Consider the following 17,212-nt stretch of genomic DNA (forward strand, 5'->3'; position numbering starts at 1 on the left):
CGTGCAGCGGGCAGCGGGCAGCGGGCAGCGGGCAGCGGGCAGCGGGCAGCGGGCAGCGGGCAGCGGGCAGCGGGCAGCGGGCAGCGGGCAGCGGGCAGCGGGCAGTACTCCTTGCCGTTCGTTCAGCGGGAGCTCTACACCGGCTTCTCGATGTACTGCCCGTCTTCGAGGGTGACGAGCGCGTCCTCGTCCGTTTCACGCTGGTGCCAGGGTCCGTGTTCGACGCAGACGCCTTCGCAGCCCTGGAGCGCTCCGGTGCACGTACGGTCAGCTGGGAAGAGGCGCGATCCAGCGAGCACGACCTGATCCTGACCGCGAGTCCGAAGGGTGCGTTGCGGGTTCTTTCCGGTCCCGGGGTGTTGCTTCCGCACGGTGCCGGCTTCAACAAGACCGTCAGCGGCGACGGTTCGCCATGCATTCCGTCCGGCCTTGACCCCCACTACCTGCTCGTGGACGGCGAGCCGTGGGCCGCGCTCCATGCGCTGGCGCACGACGAACAACTCATCCGCCTCGCCGAGTACTGTCCTTCGGCCGCCGCGCGGGCGGCCGTGGTGGGTGATCCGACTCTGGACCGGCTGATCGGCTCGCTCGCTCACCGGGAGAACTACCGCTCCGCACTGGGAACGGGCGAGCGCCGGCTCATCGTACTCACGTCCACCTGGGGGCCTGAGTCGCTGCTGGCCCGGCGGCCCGAGCTGCCGAAGGAGCTGATCAGCCGGCTCCCGTACGACGAGTACCAGCTCGCCCTAATCCTTCATCCCAATGAGTACAGCCGGATCAGCGCGTTCGACCTTTCCCGTCAACTCGCTCCCGCCCTGTCAGCAGGCCTGGCCCTGGCCAGACCATACGGGGAATGGGCCGCCCTCCTGATTGCGGCCGATGCCGTAGTCACCGATCACGGATCCACCGCCCTGTACGCAGCCGCCCTCGGCCGACCGGTCATCGGGGCGTACGACGGCGGGAGCGAACTGATACCCGGCAGCCCGATGGCACAGATGCTCACCCAGGTTCCCCGGCTGGCTAAAGCCGCCGATCTGGTGCGTGTCCTCCCGGCCGCCGAAGCCCACGACACCCGGGGTTCCGCCGAGGCAGCCTTCGCCCTGCCCAGCCAGGCCCTGCAACGCCTCCAATCCGAGCTCTACTCTCTACTGAGGCTCCGGCCGCGGACCGTCCCAGTGGCCCCGCATCCGCTTCCTCACCCAGCCGCACCCCGACGTCCTGCGGCCTTCGCGGTGCGGGCCGAGGTGGCCGGGTGCCGGATCAGCATCGAACGGTTCCCCTCGTTCACCTCCGAGGCGGTGCACCACCTGGCGGCCGAACACCCGGAAGCCGACCAGCGCCACGTGCAGAGCGCGTCGGTGTTGTGGCGCCGTGCACGGCCTGCCTCCCCCGCACCACACACCAGCACATGGACGGCGGCCGGCTGGACGGCCCGGGTACTGGAAGACGCCCCGGGCTGCCGGACCGCCGCTGCGATCCTCTCCCCAGAACGGTGCCTGGTCCGGCACCGATCGGCCGGGCCGTTCAGCGTCCGCATCGAGCCCTGCACAACCAGCGACCGCGTCCTGCGCACCGACCCTGGGGCAGTGGTGTCGGCAGTCCACGCCTGGCTCAGCTCCACCCCGCAGTGGACGCTGCCCGTATCACTCGTCTGCGACATCGGTCCCCTCACGGTCCGCGTCAGGTTGGCTCCGGCCGACGAAGCCGACCTCACCTACGAGCTCTGACCACCATCAGGCAGAGCGCCCGAGCGTGCGGCCAGCAGCTGAGCAGCCGTCCGGTACTCCTCCGCTTCGACGGCTTCGCCCAGCTCATCAGCGAGTGCAGCCAGTTCCTCCAGGACACGCGCCTCATCGAACGTCGAACCCCGCTCGCGGGCGTTCCCCAGTGCTGCACGTACCAGACCGCCCGCTTCCGCCGCACGCCCGGCGCGCCTCAGCGCACGGCCGAGCTCGAAGCCGGCCCGCGACGTCATGCGCTCCCGCTCCTGCTCTCGCGCCATGCTGTGCGCCGCGCTCAGCAAGGCAACCGCCCGCTCAGGCTCGCCCTGGCTCAGGGCGGTGCGACCCAGCAGGTAGGTCTGGAGCAGCACACCGTAAGCGTTCTCGATCGCCTCGTGGACTTGCCTGGCGGCTTCGAAGTCCGCGGTTGCCCCTGTCCAGTCCCGCTGCGCGGACTTCAGCAAGCCCTGGAACTCCATCACGGACGCCTTCAGTTTGCGTTCCTGCGCAGAATCGCCCAGAGCTTCGGATGCACCCAGAGCCTGCCGCAGATGCTCAGCGGCCTCGTCATACCGTTCCTGCTCCCACAACGGCCTGGCGAGCTGGCACCGCATCCGCACCATCGCCGGCAGGCACTCCAGGCGATCGGCGGCTGCTACGCCTGAGCGGAAAGCGTCCGTGACGTCCGCGTAATGCGGGTGGTCAAGGAAGTGTGTCCACAGCGGTTCGCACAGTGCCCAGGCGTCTTCATACAGCCCGGTCTCGAAGGCCAGGCGAACACAGCCGTACAGAGCCAGCCGCTGCGATTCCAGCCACCTCAGTGCCTGCGCCTTACCAGTGAAATCGATGTCGGGTACGTCTTCGACTACCGCAACGGGGTATGCGAAGGTCATGCGTGGGCCAGCGGCCAGCAGATCCGCCCGGGCTGCCTGGCGCCTGTACCAGCGGATCAGCCTGCGGCGCGCCTCGACCCGGCCCACACCGTCAGGGTCCGTCTGGCGTGCGCGGCGCTCAGCATGCCCTCGCAACAGCTCGTGCATCCGGTACCCCCCGGGCCTGTTCTCCAGCAGCCCCGCCGACTCCAGCTCCTCCAGCGCGTCCTCCGCCGGCTGGAGACCGCCACCAAGGAGCGCGGCGGCGGCTGGGCCCGTGATGACAGGAGCGAGGTACTGCGGCAGCAGGCAGTAGAGGCGGCCAGCCTCCGGCCCCAGCCCTGAGCATGCGGCGTCCCAGACTGCCTCGACCACGGGAATGCCCCTCTCGTGCAGCTCTGTGGTGAGCTCAGTGACCAGCCGGGACAGACTGCGCCGACGGTACTTGCGGACCCACTGGCCAGCCACCTGGAGGGCTGCAGGCAGTCCACCACAGCTGCGGGCGAGCTCCGCCACGACGTCCGGCTCCGCCTCGAGTCGCGGGTCGTTCACGATGTGCGCAAGCAGGCGTACCGCATCGTCTACGGCCAACGGGTTCACAGGTACCTCGACCGCAGCCACGCCGTCGAGGTCGTATAGCAGCCCCTGGCTCGTCGCGATCGCCAGGCTCTGCGCGGAAGCCGGGAGCAGTGGTACGACCTCCGCTCCATAGCGGGCGTTATCGATCACCACGATGAGACGCTTGTCCCGAGAGCGCGTCCAGTACTGCTTCGAGCGGCCGGCAAAGGACCGCTCCAGCCAATCCGGCGAGACACCCAGACTGGTGAGCAGTTCCCCGACGGCGTCCGCCACCTCCACCACCCCGTCCCGGCGCAGGTCGTCGAGATCGACGTACAACACACCGTCGGGATATCTATCTCTGAGCTGACGCGCAACCTGGAACCCCAATGCCGTCTTGCCGATCCCGCCAATCCCAGTCAACGCCACCACGAGCGGCCCAGCGTGGTCCGCGTGACTCTCCGCAGCTTGAGCGATGCGCTCCTGCTCTGCCTGCCGGTCGGCGAAGTACGCCAACGCGGGCGGCAACTGAATTGGCGTTGGCTGAGGCGGCAAACCCACCTCGTGCAGGTGTTGATGCACCTCTCCAATACGCCCAGCCTGGACTACCACATCCGCCCGTCCGTCCAGACTGTTATACGTCTCCTCGGTCATCCTCCAACACTAGGGCGTTGGAAGCTGTCTGACGGGACATAGCCTCGACTCAAGGACCGCCTGACGGCCTTCTGCGCTCCGGCCGCCAGTGCTCCCGCCTCATCCCACCTCGCGGGCCAGTCGCCCACTGACAGTGAGACTTGCTGCGTTGCTGCCTGCTGCATTTCGCGCGGTCCCTGATGTGCACCTAGGATTGCGAGGATGACGGCAAGCACCACTGACATTGAGAAGGCGGCCGGTGTGCTAGGAGCGGACGGTGTGACGCTGGCTCGCGCCGCCGAAGCCGGCTGTCCGGCCGCGCCACGAGCTGACGTCGCCCTGTCCACGACGAACAGGGCGACGGCTCGCTTTATGCGGCAATGGTGAGGGGGTTTTCCATGCGCTCCCAGGCGCTGAGGACGGCCTTATGGGCGTCCGGCTGCAGGTGGGCGTAGCGCTGGGTGGTCTGGAAGCTCTCGTGGCCGAGAAGGTGCTGGACTTCGTAGAGCGAAACCCCCCTCTGGACCAGCCACGAGGCGCAGGTGTGGCGCATGGAGTGCGGCGGGTAGTGCGGGACGAGCTGCAACTCGCCGTCGTCGCCGAAATGGTAGGCAGCCTCGACAGCAGGCCACCAGGTCTGCCGACGCCAGTTGCTGTCGGCGAGGAGGCGTGCGGAACGGCCCTTCGTGATGGTCGTGAAGACCACTGCGTCGCGGTCGAGCCGGTGGATGTGGCGTTCGAGGGCCTCCAGGACGTGTGGCGGGAGCGGGACTTCCCGGCGGCTCTTGGAACTCTTGGGGTACTCCTTGATGCCGCTCTTGCTGTTGACCTCCACCACGAACAGGCGGGAGCGGCGTGTGTCGATGCGGTGGCGGTGCAGGCCGGAGAGCTCTCCCCAGCGCAGTCCGGTGTAGAAGCCGAGGAGGCACATCGTCCGCCAGGCGGGGGCGAGTCCGTCGAGGATGCTCTGCGCCTGGTCGGGCGTGAACCACTGCGGCGGTTTGACCGCGATGGGCGGCAGATCGATGCTGCGGCACGGGCTCACCGCGATCACATCGTCGTCGACCGCCGCGCGCATGATGGACGACGTTAGGCTATAGGCCCGCTTGATCGCGGCAGGGCCTGCGCCCTTCTCGACCAGGGAGCGAATCCAGCTCTGGACATCCATGCGGGTGATGGCCCGCATTTCCCAGTCCGCCCAGTAGGGCATGACATGGTTCTTGATGCTGGACGCGTCGCCCCGGAGGGTGTGGGGTTCGACGATGCGGGCGTTCCACCACCGGTCGTGCCACTCCTGGAAGGCGATCTCGCCGGCCCGCGGGTCGCGCATGCCTCCGCGGGCGAACTGGGTCTCCAACTCAATGCCCCAGGCCCGCGCCTGGGCCTTGAGAGGGAAGGACTCGCTGAACCGGACTCCGGCCCGGTTACGAACGGTCGCCTGCCACTTGCCGGACTTCAACTTGCGCAGGTACGCGGTACTACTCCTTCGTTCGGAAACGGTGAGCGCCGGACTTGCGGCGAGAGATCACCGACGGGGGCGTGGGGAAACAACCAGCCTTCTGGCGATGAACTCCTCTAGCCCGGCAGCAGGGACACGAACGCGGGAACGTTCCGTCCCAGTGCGTAGGTCGACGACGGGGAGATCTCCGGCGGCGATGAAGCGATAGACGGTGCGGCGGTCGACATCTAGGGCGGCGGCGACAGCGGGGATGGACAGCAAACGGGCAGGCATGCGCGAGTCCTCGGAAACAGTAGTGGGATGACCAAGCCGGCGAATCGATCCAGCGGCACTGCCCGCGATCCAGGACGAGGGTCTACCAGCCCTGTCAGGACAGTGGGACCACATCGCTCAGGGGAGAGAGTCACGTAACAGGATCGCCGCCGCGGCGAGGCGTGGACCGCCGACGTTCGGGATTTGTGCGGCCGGAGGGCCCATGCTCGGGCCGTAAGGCCGAGCACGGGCACAGAACTTACCGCTTCAGAGGGCAGGGGGTATCACGGATCGGCACATGAGGGGTTTCCTTGCGGAGGGCGAGGAGCGACAGGGGCGCAGCAGCATCACCTCGCGCGGTTTACGCCAGGACGGCCACCTGCTGGCGGCACTCGCTGCCTACGGCATAGGCGCCGCAGCAGAGTTGCCTCACGCCTCCTCTTGCCAACGCGAAGCTATCTGCATCCGCCACGACCCCACCGCCAAGCGCAGCCGAAAAGCGAACACCTCAATGGTCGTGACGATCGCCGGTTTGGCCAACCGGCGATCGTCGGCTATGTTGCCCGCCACATCACTCGCTCGACATCTGCTTGACCTCGTCATCGATGGACGAGAGAAAGTAGTACGAGCACGGGGCTCCGGAAGTGCTGTCTGAGGCCCCCGTTAGGAAACTGTCGACGGCGAGCCGGGTCGACATTCGTCGTGATACGACGCTCGAAAATCTCGATAGCCCAGGCCACTTCCCTGGTTGCGGCACCGGGATGCCTGGCCACGTGTGCAAGGACGACACGGTCCCCGCGGTGCCCCGCTGCCAGAGATCCTGACCGACTGGGCCGGCCACGCAGATGGACGCATAACCCGGTATAGACAGCGAAGTAGTCACTTGCCGTTTGGCCCACCCGGGCGTTCGCCCGTCGAAGGCGAAGAGCACCGGTGAAGTGAAGCGAGCACACCGTATAGCGGACTCAGTCAGGGGGGCCTCCTCGGCAGGAGCTACCACAACGGGCCAACAACCCAACGCGCAGTCCGAATGGTCAAGAACCGCCGTCGAGCAATGGTGCCGTCTGGTCTGGGTTTTTGGGGGGACGTTGTACGTTGACATGCCCTCGCCCAGCTATCCAGTGTTTCCGTGGTCTTTCTTGTCTGCCGTAGGCGAATCCGTTGCTGAGGCGATCCCGGAGGCATCGCGGAACAGAAGCAGGCGGAGGAACAAGCTGCTCGCCTGAGGACACAGTGACGCCAGTAACCTAGGGCATGGGGCCCAGCTGATAATTGTGGCGCGTGCCGAGCCGCCGGCCTCACGGCTGGCCGTTGGCAAGGGACGTTCTGGGCTTAAACAGTTCGCTCTGGTAGCCGACCCACCCTACGTCAAGCCGGGGTGGAGTCGAGCAGAAGAGAGTCCAGAGTGGCCGCAGTAGCTGCAGGGTTAGTGGTGTGGTGAACAGTTCGGATACCCAGAGCTTCGGCCGGCGGCAGATTCTCTGCATGGTCGTCCACGAACACGCACTCTGGACCGGTCAGCCCCAAAGCGTCGAGAGCCCGCTGGTAGATGGCTGGGGACGGCTTCCGCACACCCTCCAACTCCGAGAGGATCACCGCGTCGAAGAAGTCGGTCCACATGCCCTTGTCGGCATATGGATTGTAGGGGTAAATCCCGAAGCTGTTACTGAGCATGGCGACTTTGACGCCCGCTACGCGAGCACGTTTCGCCACCGCGACGATTTGTGGCTCAGGGTGAAGATTGGCGAGTGCGCGCTGCATCAGGTTAGTGGGGTCGACTCCGAGGATGCCGCCGATGACACGGTTCCAGTCCTCTTGGGTAGCTTTGCCCACCTCCAGCGCTGCGTAAATAGCCACTCCTTCTGGATTCTCGTTAAGGGCCGCGAAGTACTCGCCGGGTTTCAGTCCCTCTGACCTCTCGAACGCCTGCCCGTTCAGCCTCATGCGGGTGGTGAGTACACCGCCGAAGTCCAGGATCAGGCCACGGTACGGGGCTGCCAAGGCGGCCTCCTTGCTCTGCTCGTACTTGTACGCGGTCCCCCGGCCGCAGGAGCGGCCGGGGGACCGTTAAGTGCCCTCCCCGACGGGAGAGACCCCCAGTATCGCCCCTGCCCGACTCGCATGGGCATACGCTTGACACGAGTGCTCTGTCCCCTACGACGGATGGTCAATCCATGGCATACGACGCGGAGTTGTTCAGCATCGGCCAGCGGATCAAGTGGTACCGAGAACGCCGAGGGATGTCCCAGAAGATGCTGGGCGACCTGATCGGCCGATCGGAGAACTGGGTCTACAAGATCGAGAATGACCGCATCCCCTTGGACCGGCTTCAGAACCTGATCGCGCTCAGCAGAGCGCTGCGGTGCACCGTCGGGGACCTGACCGGTGGGTACGTCTCCGGACTGGATACCGGAGGGACTGAGCATGCCGGCGTCCCTCTCATCCGGCAGGCCCTGTCGCTCCCTTCGTCACTGCTCCCCCAGCGCGTCGGCTCGATAGACGCGGAGGACTTCGAAGCGTCAGTGGCAGATGCATGGACGGTTTACGAAACGCAAGCCGAGAGGCGCTACCGCGATGTGGGAGAGCGACTTCCCATTCTGCTACGACAAGGGCACGCGGCGCTCCGTGATGCCCCGTCCGAGCAGGAGGGTACTGTCCTGCGTCAGCTCATCAGCCTCTACGGCTTGCACCAGATCTGGCTGCGCCGCGTCGGAGAACCGACCCTGGCGCGCATCGCTGCAGACCGAGGACTGTCCCTAGCGGACAACGCTGGCGACCCAGCTCTCCTCGCGGCAGCAGCATGGAATTTGGCATGCGTCCTCACCTCCGCCGGAGAGGTCGACGACAGCTACGAACTGGCCCAGCAGACGATCGCCCAGTGCCGACCGACGGACGACTCCACGCTGGAGCATTGGTCTGCTTATGGCGCGCTGCACCTGCAGGGTGCCGTGGCCGCCGTACGCGCGACCAAGGGCCCGAGGGCATGGGACCTCTACCGCGGCGCTCAGCAAGCCGTAGAGAGGGTGGGCAGGGACGCGAATCACTGGCACACATGCTTCGGGCCGACCAACTTCGCGATGCATGAGGTGCACCTGAAGGCCGAGGAGGGCGATACCAACGAAGCCCTTCGCGCGGCCGACCACGTCCAGGTCAACCCAGAGGTGCCGCTCGAACGCCGAACTCGGTACCTGATCGAGGTGATGAACCTGAACCGAATCCAGCACGACGACTACGCGACGGTGCACATCCTGGGCAAGCTGCTGAAGCAGTCTCCAGAAGAGATCGTGTTCTCTCCGCTGGTCAGGGAGGCGGTAGCGGATCTACTGAAGAGGGAGAAGCCGATGTGGCGTGACGACCTGCGTTCGGTCGCCGCCCACATCGGTCTGGCCGCATAGGCATATGACAACCCTGAGAGCCAATCAGCCCTGATTTTTTCTCAGGGGCTGCCTGCCGAAATGGCTCTACGTTTACGGACTATGACGTCCAGTCACGTTGAGATGGAACACGGCGTGGCGCCCGTACCGCCCGCCAAGCGTCACCTCCGCCTCGCACGCGAGGTGGAGGTAGCGCCCACGGAAGCCGGCCGTTTCGCGGTCCCCCTCGCCCTTCACGAGGGGGCTGCGGAGCCCACTCCCCTCCCGCTTGTCCTGACCGCTGACGAAGCGGTGGCCCTGCATTGCAAGCTCGGCGCCCTCTTCCCGATCGTGGAAGGGGCCGCTCGGTGACCACAAGAACTCCCGGAGACCGAAAGCGTCGTCAGGACCTTGCCGACGCCTCCATCACTCCTCTGCCAAGTGGAGACGGGCTGCTTCGACGATCCCCGAACCGGCGACACCGCTTGGGCCCCTTGTCCCCGTACGGGGTATCGGCCACCCAACAGGAGCGGGCGGCACAGATCGGAATGGAGCGGTGACCGCCCCGGCGCCACAGAATCCAACCGCGCCTCATGATGGCGGCCTGGTCGAGGAGCACTTCGCCATTACCAGACTTCTGCCCGGGGAAGCCCCTCCAACCCGAGACAGAGTGCGAGTGCGCGCCATGCGGCGCGTGACACGAGACAGTCTCGTTGCCCGCGGTCTGGAATGTGTCGCCGACGACGCCACGCTCGTCGTCTCCGAACTGATCACCAATGCAATCCGGCACAGCGGCGGCGAGTGGATCAGTCTGACCCTGGAACTCCGCAGTGGCGTACTGCGTATTCGCGTGCACGACGGAGTGGCCACTTCCCGCTCCATCAGTCTGCGAAAGCCTACTGACGACGACGAGACCGGCCGCGGCTTGGACCTCGTGCGGCACATCGCACGCAACAGACGAGGAGCCTGGGGCCTCAGCGATGGCGGGGCCACTACGTGGTGCGAGCTGGCCTTGGAGGCTGCCTGATGCCCTCCACCCAGACCTCAGCATCCCTGCTCAAGACCTTAAAGCCCGGGACGCTCCGCTGCGTCGCGCCAGTAGTCGGCGAGCATCTCGCCCGGCCAGGCCGGCTGACGGACGGAGCCTCGGGGTCCCATTTCCTGGAAGTACGGGGCCACGTCAACCACCGGTGTGCCGTCGACCGCGTCGAGGTCGGTCACCAGAAGGTCGCGGCCGTCCCGGCGCAGCAGCCTCGGGTAGCTGACAGCCAGTTGGTTAGGGCGCCGGTGGTTTCGGTGGACGAATGTTCCGGTCGCCGGCCACTGCGCGTTACCCCTGGGGCTGCGAGCGTGGAGCTGCACGTCCTGGGGCGATGCCAGGTGGAAGCGCCAGGTCACTGTCAGGTGGGAGAAATCCTCGATCCCCTGCAGCGTTTCGAGCGGAAAGGCGTCGTTCAATCGGATGATCGATTCAACGCCGCCCTGGTAGTCGTCCTGCACGCGGGTATGACCGCCGACGACCATTGCGACCGCTCCGATCTCGTACGTCGTCATCGGCACTGGTTCCTCTCCTCGGGCGATTCTGGTCCGCGGGATGCCGTGGGGTCTTGGGTGTCCGCGTCGCGATCAGCCTATGGCCCGGAGCAGGCCGCGTGCCCGGCGGTCCAGCGCGGTGACATGGCGACCTCCGCGTTGCCGGACGGGCGAGAGGTCGCTCTGGATGCGGACGATGACGTCACGTGCCCGGCCGGACTGGACACCCGTCATGGCGTCGAGGGCTTCGTTCCAGGTTGCGCACGCCTCGTCGAGGTTGCCCCGCTGGACCTGGACGGCGCCGAGGTAGCCGAGCGTCACGCTGTGGGTGCGGGCGAACTGCTGACGGCGGCGCGTGGCGACGCTCCGCTTGAAGTGGATCTCCGCGTCAAGGGGCTGGCCTATGTCGCGCAGAGCGCAGGCCGTCTCGTGGGCGAGGGAGGCTTCCTGGAAGAAGCCGACGCGGGCTGGCGCCTCGTTGGCGTCGGCGCGGGCGAGGTCCCGCTCCGCTCGGCTGATGGCCGCCAGGGTGCCGGCTCGGTCACCGTCGGCCGCGAGTGCACGGGCGTGGACGATCGCCAGCAACGCCTTCTCGCGGTGGCTGGCCTGGCCGTAGCGGTCGCGGGACATCGATGCGTCGGCCAAGGTAAGCGCCCTGCGCGGGTGTCCAAGGTCGACGGCCTGGTGGGCGAGGGCACGCAGGACGTGGCCACCGAGCGGTCCGTCGTCGGCCTCCGCCGCGATCCGGGCGGCGGTGGTGAGGTAGCGCTGGGCTGGGCGGTGTTCTCCGGCGTCGAACGCCATCCAGCCGACAAGATAGGTCATCTCCGCGACGGCGGAGTACGTGTCGCGGCGAAGCTGATCTGTACGGAACCGGCCGCCGAGCAACGGCTCCGCTTCGTCGATCAAGTGGCTGGCGAGGGCCTTGCGACCGGATGCGCCGCCTCGCTGCTGGTCGCGTGCGGAGTAGTAGACCGTGAGGTCGCGGATGTCGTCGATATCGGCCTGGGTCACCGAGCGCGAGGAAGTCGGTCGGCGGCTCGCCGCTGTGGCGGGGGCGGCTGCCCACCACGAGGGGGCGGGCAGAGCGAGGCCGGCCGCCGAGTATGCTGCGGTGGCCAGCAGCTTGCGTCGGTGCATGTCGAGATCGTCGCTTCCCAGCTCGGCCAGTGTGGTCAGAGGGTCGACGCTCCAGTCGGATCCGGTGTCGGTCGTGCCTGTCGGCTCTTCGTCCAGCCCGAGGTCGGCCAGGGTGAGGCGGCGGCCGAGCCTGCGGGACAGCGTCTCCCGCAGGATATGTGGCGCTCTGCCACTCGGCTTCGTGCCCAAGACCCACATGGAGACGTGCGACCGGGTAGTCGTCTCCAACTCGCGCACTCCGCATTCCGTGGCTACACGGACGACTCCTGCGGCTGCTTGCGGCTGGGACCAGCCCGCTTCGCGAATGAGCGCGGCGAGAGCGACGTTGCGTTCACGGGCCATGGTATGCCCCTCGGTTCTGAAATGAGCTTTGGCGCCTTTGGCGGCCTTCCCGTCCACGAAGGCATACCCCTCGGGCGGGATTCGCGGTTCGCTCAACGTAGCTGCCAGATCACTCACTTCGCACGCCAGCCGTCGGTTCCAACCGGCACCACTGGCTCACTTTGGCTTGATCCGAACAGGAGTTGCGTCATGCGCCTTTCGCTGGACCTTCGCCGAGACGGCAGCCAGCTCGTGCGCGGACGCGGGCGGCATGCGACCGCCACCCAGCCACGGGAGCGCGATCCCGTCGTGGCCGCGTCGGAGACCGTGACCCTGGTGCTGGGCGAGGACTCCCCACTGCCCGAGAGTGCTGCCGACGTGGAGGACCTCGTGTATCGGCTGCGTGGCCACGTTGCCCAGCTAGGCGCACGGACCGATCCGGGGACCCCGGCCCTGCTCCGCGCGCAGCGGCTTTCCTCCTACAGCATCCCCGAGGGCTACGTGCCGAGCCGGGTGTACCTGGTTCGGCTCGCCGAAGCCAGCCAGGAGCTGGTGGCTTACGTGGAACGCAGCGGTCCCGGCCCCAGTAGTTGGCAGAGCAGGCCGCACTGGCGGAAGCCACCAGTCAACGTGCTGCGCGGGGCTGTCTTTGCCCTCGCCTTGGCCCTTCTGGTCTTCGCCGCTTCGGTGCCGCGGACATGACGATGACCGGTGCCGTCGTGATCGCCTTGGTGCTCGGACCGACAGCCTGGCTGGTGCTTCGCGGCGAGCGGGCGGCCGGCCCTGCACGAGCCGTCGAGACCCTGCCACCGCCGCCCGGCAACGCTCCCCCCAGCTCGGTGACCGCCGAACTGACTTCTGCCCACCGTTCCCGGCCGCTGCAACGGCCCGATACCACCCCGAACCCGCGGGGCTCACGGAGATCCACACGATGAATCGGCTTCCGCGCATCGAACAGTACGGCCTGATCGGCGACATGCAGACCAGCGCCCACGTCTGCGATGACGGTTCGATCGACTGGCTGTGCCTGCCCCGCTTCGACTCTCCGGCTGTCTTCGCCAGGCTCCTGGGCACACAGCGGCATGGCACCTGGCAGATCGCTCCAGCGCAGCCTGCTGACCAGACCGGCTTTGGCGCGGTCGCCGAGCGCCGGTACCGCGGCGACTCGCTCGTCCTCGAATCGCTGTGGCGCACCCCGACGGGTTCGGTCCGCGTCACGGACTTCATGCCGCCGCGCGACGGCACCCCGCAGGTCATCCGGATTGTCAAGGGAGTGGACGGCGAGGTGGAGATGGTCTCGACCATGCGCCCGAAGCCGGGATACGGCAACGTCAGCCCGTGGATCCACGAGGCCGGTGGGCGCATGGTCGCGGAGGCCGGCGCGGACGCGTTGTGGCTCGACACCTACGTCCCGCAGGTGGAGAAGGACGGCGTCGTCGTTAGCACCTTCGCCATCGGCGCAGGGCAGAACGTGACGTTCGTGCTCAGCTGGTGCCCGTCCCACGCCGCAGCGCCCGACGTTTCCGACCCAGAGGCCGCGCTCTCCGAGACGCTCGCCTTCTGGCAGGGCTGGACGCAGGAATGCACCTACGACGGGCCCTACCGCGAGGCCGTAGTGCGTTCGTCGATCGCGCTGAAGGCAATGACGTACGGGCCGAGCGGCGGGATCGTCGCGGCGCCGACCACGTCGCTGCCCGAGGAGATCGGCGGCGTTCGGAACTGGGACTACCGCTTCACCTGGCTGCGCGACGCCTCGACGACGCTGGCCGCGCTGCTGGGCACTGGGTATCGGCAGGAGGCACAGGCATGGCGGCGCTGGTTGCTGCGGGCGGTGGCCGGCGACCCGGAAAACCTGCAGATCATGTACGGGATCACCGGGGAACGTGACCTGCGCGAACGGGAGGTGCCCTGGCTTCCCGGCTACGAGGGCTCAACCCCACTACGCATCGGCAACGACGCGGCAGACCAGCTCCAACTCGACGTGTACGGCGAGGTGATCGAGACCCTGTACCTCGCACACGAGAGCGGTGTGGCCCACTGCGCCGACACCGCGGTGCTCCACCGGCGGCTCATCGAGGATCTGACCCGGCGCTGGCAGGAGCCTGACGAGGGGATCTGGCAGATCCGGGGGGCGCGTCGGCACTTCGTCCACTCCAAGGTGATGGCCTGGGTGGCGGTCGACCGCACCATCCGCCTGGCCGAGGCCGGCGCGCTCGACGTGGACCTGGCAAGCCTGGTCGAGCTGCGGGCCGCGATCCGCCACGAGGTCTGCGCCAAGGGATTCGATGCGAACCGCAACACCTTCACCCAGTCCTACGGCTCGCAGGAACTGGACGCCGCCACGCTGCTGATCCCCCGGACCGGGTTCCTACCGCCCGACGACCCACGCGTCGTCGGCACCGTGGACGCGGTACGTCGTGAACTGTCCACGGAGAACGGGCTCGTGCATCGGTACCGGACCCGCGGAAAGCGCGCCGGGGTGGACGGCCTGAAGGGCAATGAGGGCACCTTCGTCCTCTGCTCCTTCTGGCTCGTCGATGGCCTGGCCCTGACCGACCGCCTCAATGAGGCTCGTGCCTTGTTCGAGCGCCTCCTGACTTTGCGCAGCGACCTCGGTTTCCTGGCAGAGGAGTACGACCCCGTCCAGCAGCGCCAGCTGGGGAACTTCCCGCAGGCATTCAGCCATATGGGCCTGATCCAGAGTGCCCGGCTCCTTCAGGTCCTGACGACGGGGCCCTCCCACCACTGCGGCGCGGCCGCGGTTCCGGCACCCCACTCGACCCCCTGCAACACGCCCCACAACGCCGCAGACCTGACACCGCAGCACGCCTAGCCACCCCACCCTTGACGAGGATTCCCATGTCTGACAGCGCCTTCCCGGCACGGCCGGCCGCTACCGGCCACCGCAGACGGCGGCCCCCGGTCGACGCCGTCACTCTGCACCGTGCCCGCCGTGCGGTGACACTGCCCCTAGCGCTCCTTGCCGCACTGCTTACTGCCGCCTTCGCGCTGCGATCGGTGTCCGCCGTAAAAGCCGGCTGGGTCCTAGTCGGTCTGGTCTGCGGGCTGGTGGGGGTCGCCATCGTGGCGGCTCGTGGAGCGCGCACCGTCGCCGGAGCGGTGCAGTCGGCCGCGCAGGAGTCTCAGGTAGCGGCGCTGACAGCGGTCGCAGCGGCGGCAGCAGCGGCCGAGAAGTCAGTGCAGTGGTCGGCGGACGAGCTGTGCCGCGGAGGACGCCCACCGATGCCAGATCTTCAGGTGTCACCGTCGACCAATCCGAATGCCGAGATCAACAACGTGCTGAGTGCCCTTCAGGCTCAGGCAATCGCGTCGCTGATCCGCGTGCATGACGAGTCCCAGTCCGTTGTCCTTCTGGAAGTGCTGCGCCGCCTGGCCATGCGCGAGCACGCTCTGGTCGGCAAGGCGCTCCTGGCGCTGAGCGAGCTGGAGATGCTGACCGACGACCCTGAGCTGTTGGCCAAGATCTTCGAGATCGACCACCTCGTGACGCGGATGCGCCGCCAAGTCGAGAGCACGGCTGTCTTGGGTGGGCAGTCCCTACGCAGCGTGCGCCGACCCGTTCCTGTTACGACGGCACTGCGCGGCGCCGTCTCCGAGGTCGTGCAGTATCCACGGGTGGCCGTCGCGGCCGGATCCGTGAGCGCCGAGCTGGGGCTCCCCGGCCATGTGGGTCCGGATCTGACGCACCTGCTGGCCGAACTGATCGAGAACGCCTGCGAGTGTTCCGATCCGGCGACCAAGGTGATGGTGCGTGCGCAGCGGGTGGCGCACGGCCTGGCAGTCGAGGTCGAGGATCGGGTCATCCCCATGCATCCGCAGGTCCGTGCACAGATGAACCACTTGCTGAAGGCTCCGGATGAGGTCGACGTCAGCGGCCAGGTCAGGGCCGGTCAGCTCGGCTTGCTGGTCGCCGCGAAGATCGCCCAGACACACGGGTTGTCCGTCCTCCTGCAGGAGAACGTGACGGGGGGTACCACCGCTCTGGTCGTCATACCGGCACGGCTCTTGGTAGCGATTCCACCGGTCGAGGATGCGGGCGAGCTGCCGCCCCAAGAAGTCCGCCCCTCCGAGCGGCAGCAGCAAGTTGCCTCGTCTTCTGCCGCGCCGAGGGCTGGTCAGGTCGCACACCCCGTCAGCGAAGGGGCGCCGGGAGCCGCAGCGGCAGGCCACTCGGTCGACGCACCCGCTCTTCCCACGCGCACACGCCGGACGGGATCCTTCCGTCCCCCACGCGAGCAGGAGCAAGCCCCCGTGGCTGCGGCAACGCCAGGGCTCGCAGCCGCCTTCCGCAACGGTCTCCAGGCCGGCGGCACCGCCGGTTCCCCTCCCGCCTCGACGGAGTATCCCAGGCCCTGACCATCGTCCTTCCGCGTTCCCAGTGGCCCGTTACATCCGCTGGCCCTTCCCCCCTTCTGGAGCGATCTCTATGAGCACCCACCCCGCGATGAGAAACGTAACTGGTGGCACGCCCGCATCCGCGACATCGACAAGCGGACAGCGGGACAGCATGGTCTGGCTGCTGCGGCAGTTCGCCTCCGAGACGCCGGGCGTCACGCACGCCGTCCTCATCTCGCGCGACGGACTGCGGCTGCTGGACAGCGACGTCGACAAGGACTGGGCGGACGAACTGTCTGCCGCCTTCAGCGGGGTTGCCTCCCTAGCGGCGAACATCACCGGCCCCAGTCACAAAAAGCGGCCGGCCCGGCAGGTCATCATCGAACGGGACGACTGCCTGTTCTTCGTCCAGAGCGCCGGACGTAGCGCCGCCTTCGACAACCATCCCGGCAACGAACGCGGCGAAGTGGACACGATCCTCGCCGTCATCGCTGCCGGGGACGCCGATGCTGGCACCGTCGGGTTCGAGATGGGCCGCCTCGTCCAGAAGTTCTCCCCGTACATGCTGATCCCCGTCCGTGTCGGCACGGGCGGAGAGGTCCGGTGACCATGCACGGTCGCGCGGCCGAGGAGTCGGCTTTCGTGCGGACCTACACCCTGACGCGCGGGCGCACCAAGCCCCGACACCTGCTCGGACTGGAAACCGTGCTGGAGCCCGGACCGGGAAGGCCGGGCCCGGCACAAGCCGAGGAAAGCGCGGAGATTCTCGCCCTGTGCCGGGAACGTCGGCGGTCGGTGGTCGAGCTGGCGGGCCGACTCGGCCGGCCCGTCACCGCCGTCAAGATTCTCATTTCCGACCTCTTGGACGCCGACGCCCTGGTGGTCCCCCTGACCCGCCCCTATGCCGACGCCGGTGCGGGATCCGGTCCGTCTACCCAATTGCTGGCAGCCCTCTCCGCGGGCTTGAAGAGGAAGTGGCCTGATGCCGTCGCCTATCCCCAGGCCGGATGAACC

14 protein-coding genes are annotated in these 17,212 nt (G+C 67.5%); 8 read left to right on the forward strand and 6 right to left on the reverse strand.

What is annotated here, in order from left to right; all coding sequences use genetic code 11:
* The first annotated feature begins 215 nt into the window (after nt 1-215).
* Nucleotides 216-1,727, forward strand: a complete 1,512-nt coding sequence (locus ACF073_RS38305) for a translation initiation factor 2 (protein WP_392076121.1) — start codon at nt 216-218, stop codon at nt 1,725-1,727.
* Here the strand turns inward: ACF073_RS38305 and ACF073_RS38310 are convergent.
* The 4 genes from ACF073_RS38310 to ACF073_RS38325 all read right to left on the reverse strand — a co-directional run bounded on the left by ACF073_RS38310 (nt 1,715) and on the right by ACF073_RS38325 (nt 7,496).
* Nucleotides 1,715-3,805, reverse strand: a complete 2,091-nt coding sequence (locus ACF073_RS38310; RefSeq protein WP_392076122.1) for an NB-ARC domain-containing protein — start codon at nt 3,803-3,805, stop codon at nt 1,715-1,717. The genes ACF073_RS38305 and ACF073_RS38310 overlap by 13 nt on opposite strands.
* 349 nt (nt 3,806-4,154) lie before the next feature.
* A complete protein-coding gene (locus ACF073_RS38315) occupies nt 4,155-5,243 on the reverse strand; it encodes a tyrosine-type recombinase/integrase (protein ID WP_392076123.1) in 1,089 nt (362 codons plus the stop codon).
* 66 nt (nt 5,244-5,309) lie between these two features.
* Nucleotides 5,310-5,630, reverse strand: a complete 321-nt coding sequence (locus ACF073_RS38320) for a helix-turn-helix domain-containing protein (protein ID WP_392076124.1) — start codon at nt 5,628-5,630, stop codon at nt 5,310-5,312.
* A gap of 1,233 nt (nt 5,631-6,863) precedes the next feature.
* On the reverse strand, nt 6,864-7,496 hold the full coding sequence (locus tag ACF073_RS38325; RefSeq protein ID WP_392076125.1) for an HAD family hydrolase: 633 nt from the start codon (nt 7,494-7,496) through the stop codon (nt 6,864-6,866).
* 173 nt (nt 7,497-7,669) lie between these two features.
* Here ACF073_RS38325 and ACF073_RS38330 point away from each other — a divergent pair, with 173 nt between their 5' ends.
* Nucleotides 7,670-8,890: a helix-turn-helix domain-containing protein gene (locus tag ACF073_RS38330; protein WP_392076126.1), complete on the forward strand. Its 1,221-nt coding sequence runs from the start codon at nt 7,670-7,672 to the stop codon at nt 8,888-8,890.
* 634 nt (nt 8,891-9,524) lie between these two features.
* The gene (locus ACF073_RS38335; RefSeq protein ID WP_392076127.1) at nt 9,525-9,875 is read left to right on the forward strand and encodes an ATP-binding protein; all 351 of its coding nucleotides are present in this window, start codon (nt 9,525-9,527) and stop codon (nt 9,873-9,875) included.
* Nucleotides 9,876-9,913: 38 nt separating this feature from the next.
* On the opposite strand, the gene ACF073_RS38340 is transcribed toward ACF073_RS38335, so the two are convergent.
* Nucleotides 9,914-10,402, reverse strand: a complete 489-nt coding sequence (locus tag ACF073_RS38340; protein ID WP_392076128.1) for an SAM-dependent methyltransferase — start codon at nt 10,400-10,402, stop codon at nt 9,914-9,916.
* 72 nt (nt 10,403-10,474) lie between these two features.
* Entirely contained in the window at nt 10,475-11,719 is a 1,245-nt protein-coding gene (locus ACF073_RS38345) for a Tat pathway signal protein (RefSeq protein ID WP_392076178.1), read from the reverse strand.
* 333 nt (nt 11,720-12,052) lie between these two features.
* Between ACF073_RS38345 and ACF073_RS38350 the strand changes: the two genes are divergently transcribed.
* The 5 genes from ACF073_RS38350 to ACF073_RS38370 all read left to right on the forward strand — a co-directional run bounded on the left by ACF073_RS38350 (nt 12,053) and on the right by ACF073_RS38370 (nt 17,209).
* Nucleotides 12,053-12,544, forward strand: a complete 492-nt coding sequence (locus ACF073_RS38350) for a hypothetical protein (protein WP_392076129.1) — start codon at nt 12,053-12,055, stop codon at nt 12,542-12,544.
* A gap of 229 nt (nt 12,545-12,773) precedes the next feature.
* The gene (locus ACF073_RS38355) at nt 12,774-14,675 is read left to right on the forward strand and encodes a glycoside hydrolase family 15 protein (RefSeq protein ID WP_392076130.1); all 1,902 of its coding nucleotides are present in this window, start codon (nt 12,774-12,776) and stop codon (nt 14,673-14,675) included.
* A gap of 26 nt (nt 14,676-14,701) precedes the next feature.
* Complete coding sequence (locus ACF073_RS38360) at nt 14,702-16,219, forward strand: ATP-binding protein (RefSeq protein WP_392076131.1); 1,518 nt, start codon at nt 14,702-14,704, stop codon at nt 16,217-16,219.
* A gap of 70 nt (nt 16,220-16,289) precedes the next feature.
* Nucleotides 16,290-16,805, forward strand: coding sequence for a roadblock/LC7 domain-containing protein (locus ACF073_RS38365; protein WP_392076132.1), 516 nt, complete (start codon nt 16,290-16,292; stop codon nt 16,803-16,805).
* Entirely contained in the window at nt 16,802-17,209 is a 408-nt protein-coding gene (locus ACF073_RS38370) for a DUF742 domain-containing protein (protein ID WP_392076133.1), read from the forward strand. The genes ACF073_RS38365 and ACF073_RS38370 overlap by 4 nt, the downstream gene beginning before the upstream one ends.
* Nucleotides 17,210-17,212 lie beyond the last annotated feature (3 nt).

Origin of the sequence: Streptomyces sp. NPDC015171 (genome assembly GCF_043079545.1) — a bacterium.
GTDB lineage: Bacteria > Actinomycetota > Actinomycetes > Streptomycetales > Streptomycetaceae > Streptomyces.